This window comes from Mesorhizobium sp. M2C.T.Ca.TU.002.02.1.1 (genome assembly GCF_003997225.1).
Genome location: NZ_RZTO01000921.1, coordinates 1 through 2,242 on the forward strand (window position 1 = coordinate 1; position 2,242 = coordinate 2,242).

Here is a 2,242-nt window from a genome sequence, read left to right on the forward strand (position 1 = left end):
GGTCGACGACGATGCTGCCGCCCGGGCCGGACGGGCTCTGGCTGTCGAGCCCCGCCGCATGCGCCAGCGCGCCGACGACCTCGCGCAAGGGGATCAGCGTCGAGCCATAGGCGATCGAAAGCAGCGCGAGCGCGACCAGCAGGATCGCGCCCAGCGCCATCGCCAGGACGAATGGCTTGCGCCGCGGTCTCAAAACGCTTCCGGATGCATGGCCCTGGCGATCTTGCCGATCGCCTCGATATTGGCGGGCCCCGGCGTCAGTTCGGCGTAGCGGAGCGCCACGAAGCGCTCGTTCCTGACCGCGTCGGTCTCCTTCATGGCCGGATGCGCTTTGAGGAAATCGAGCAGTTTCCTGTAGCCGCCGCCATCCTGGTAATCGAGCAGGATGAGGAACTGCGGATTGCGCGAGGCGACCGTCTCCCAGTCGGTGTTGCCCCAGCTCGTCGCCATGTCGGCCATGATGTTCTCACCGCCCGCGGCAGCGATCATGGCGTTGGGAATGGCGAACTTGCCGGCGGTGAAGGGCTTGTCCTCGCCGGAATCGTAGAGGAAGACGCGCGTGCCCTTGGCGTTGCCCACTTTCGCGGTGATGCCGGCGAGCTCGGCCTTCCAGCCGTGGACCAGCTTTTCGGCTTCCGCCTCCTTGCCGAAGATATTGCCGAGCTTCTCGACGTCGCCATAAAGCAGGTCCATCGAGGCGGCGGGACGGTTCTTGTCGAGATGGACGCAGCTCTCGGTCAGCACCAGCGTCTTGATGCCGTGCCGAGCGAGCGTGTCGGGCGTCACCTCGCCGCCCGGCTTCATGCCGTAATACCAGCCGGCAAAGAAGAAATCGGGCTGCACGGCGACGAGGTTCTCGAGCGTCGGATATTTCGGCGCCAGCTCGGGGATAGCGCCCTGCTCGGCCTTGAACTCGGGCCCGACCTTGTACCAGCCGGTGATGCCGGTCAGCCCGACGATCGACGGCTGCAGCTTCAGCGCGAAAGCCATCTCGGCCATGTTGAGATCCTGGATGACGGCGCGCTTCGGCGGCGCGTCGAAGGTAAGCGGCTTGCCGCAACTGTCGACGGTGACCGGGAAGGCGAAGGCGGCCGAGGCGACAAGCGAGAAGGCAAACGACAAAGCGAGGCGTTTCACGGGGCATGCTCCTTGTTTGTGTTGGGCAGGTTCAGGATGGCGAGGAAGCGCGCGTGGGCAGCTCGAAGACGGTGAGCTCGCGGTCCTCGGTCGGGTGCCGCAGGCGCAGCACATCGATGCCGAACACCTCGCGGATAAGCGGCTGCGCCAGCGCGTCGCGTGGCGGCGCCAGCGCGCGCAGCCGGGCGTTGCTCATCACTGCGACGCTGGTGGCGAAGGGCGCCACGAGGGCCAGATCGTGCAGCACGGCGACCACGGTCATGTGGAATGCGGCCACCAGCTCGAGCAGCTCGCCGCGGGCGCGCGGGTCCAGGTGGTTGGTCGGTTCGTCGAGAAACAGGATTTTCGGCTGCTGGGCGATGGCGCGGGCGAGTTGCGCGCGCTGGCGCTCGCCACCGGAGAGCGAACCGATGCTGCGCGCGAGCAACGGCAATAGCCCGGTCCGGCGCAGCGCTTCGACGACGATGTCGCGATCGTCGTGCCGGCGCCTCAGGCCGGCATGCGGGACGCGGCCAAGCTCGACATAGTCGATCAGCGCCAGCCGTGGATCCGGCTGGTCCGTCTGGCCGACGACGGCAATGCTCAGCGCCCGCTCGGCCGCGGTGATCCTGTCGAGGCGACGGCCGGCAAGGCGAACCTCGCCGGCGCTCGGCCGGAGCGCGCCGCATAGCATGCGCAGCAGCGTCGTCTTGCCGGCGCCGTTGGGGCCGATGATGGCCAGTCTCTCACCCGTCGCCAGCGATAGGCTGACGTCCTCGACCAGTGTACGGCCGTTTGCCTTGGCGTGCAGGGCGCGGGCTTCAAGCAGGGCCGCGCTCATCGGACTTGCTCCCGGTCCCTGCCCTCGGCCGGGATGCGCGCCAGTATTTTGCCGGCGAGCCTTGCCGGGCGCCGGCCGGAATTGCACCAGCCATCGGCCAGCGAAGCATAGAGCTTGGCAAATTCGACCAGCGCGCCGACGTCCTTGCCACTGTCGATTGAGCCGAAGAGATAGCCGGCCTTGCCATGCGCATTGAAGGCGACCGTCAGCGGCCGCGAACAGCCGGCCATGCAGTCGACGGTCTCGACAGCAAAAGACGACGCCGAAGTCTGGGCAAGCCTGGAA

At 67.4% G+C, this 2,242-nt stretch carries 3 protein-coding genes and 1 pseudogene; all 4 read right to left on the reverse strand.

The window, feature by feature from the left end; genetic code table 11:
* Positions 1 to 160: pseudogene (locus EOD07_RS31440) on the reverse strand (iron ABC transporter permease); the annotation flags it as partial.
* 29 nt (positions 161 to 189) lie between these two features.
* Positions 190 to 1,137 (reverse strand): ABC transporter substrate-binding protein, encoded by a 948-nt coding sequence (locus EOD07_RS31445; RefSeq protein ID WP_127238045.1) that lies wholly within the window; start codon positions 1,135 to 1,137, stop codon positions 190 to 192.
* A gap of 31 nt (positions 1,138 to 1,168) precedes the next feature.
* A complete protein-coding gene (locus EOD07_RS31450; RefSeq protein WP_127238046.1) occupies positions 1,169 to 1,957 on the reverse strand; it encodes an ABC transporter ATP-binding protein in 789 nt (262 codons plus the stop codon).
* On the reverse strand, positions 1,954 to 2,242 hold a 289-nt coding region (locus tag EOD07_RS31455; protein WP_127238047.1), incomplete at its 5' end, for a DUF1636 family protein. The genes EOD07_RS31455 and EOD07_RS31450, both read right to left, overlap by 4 nt.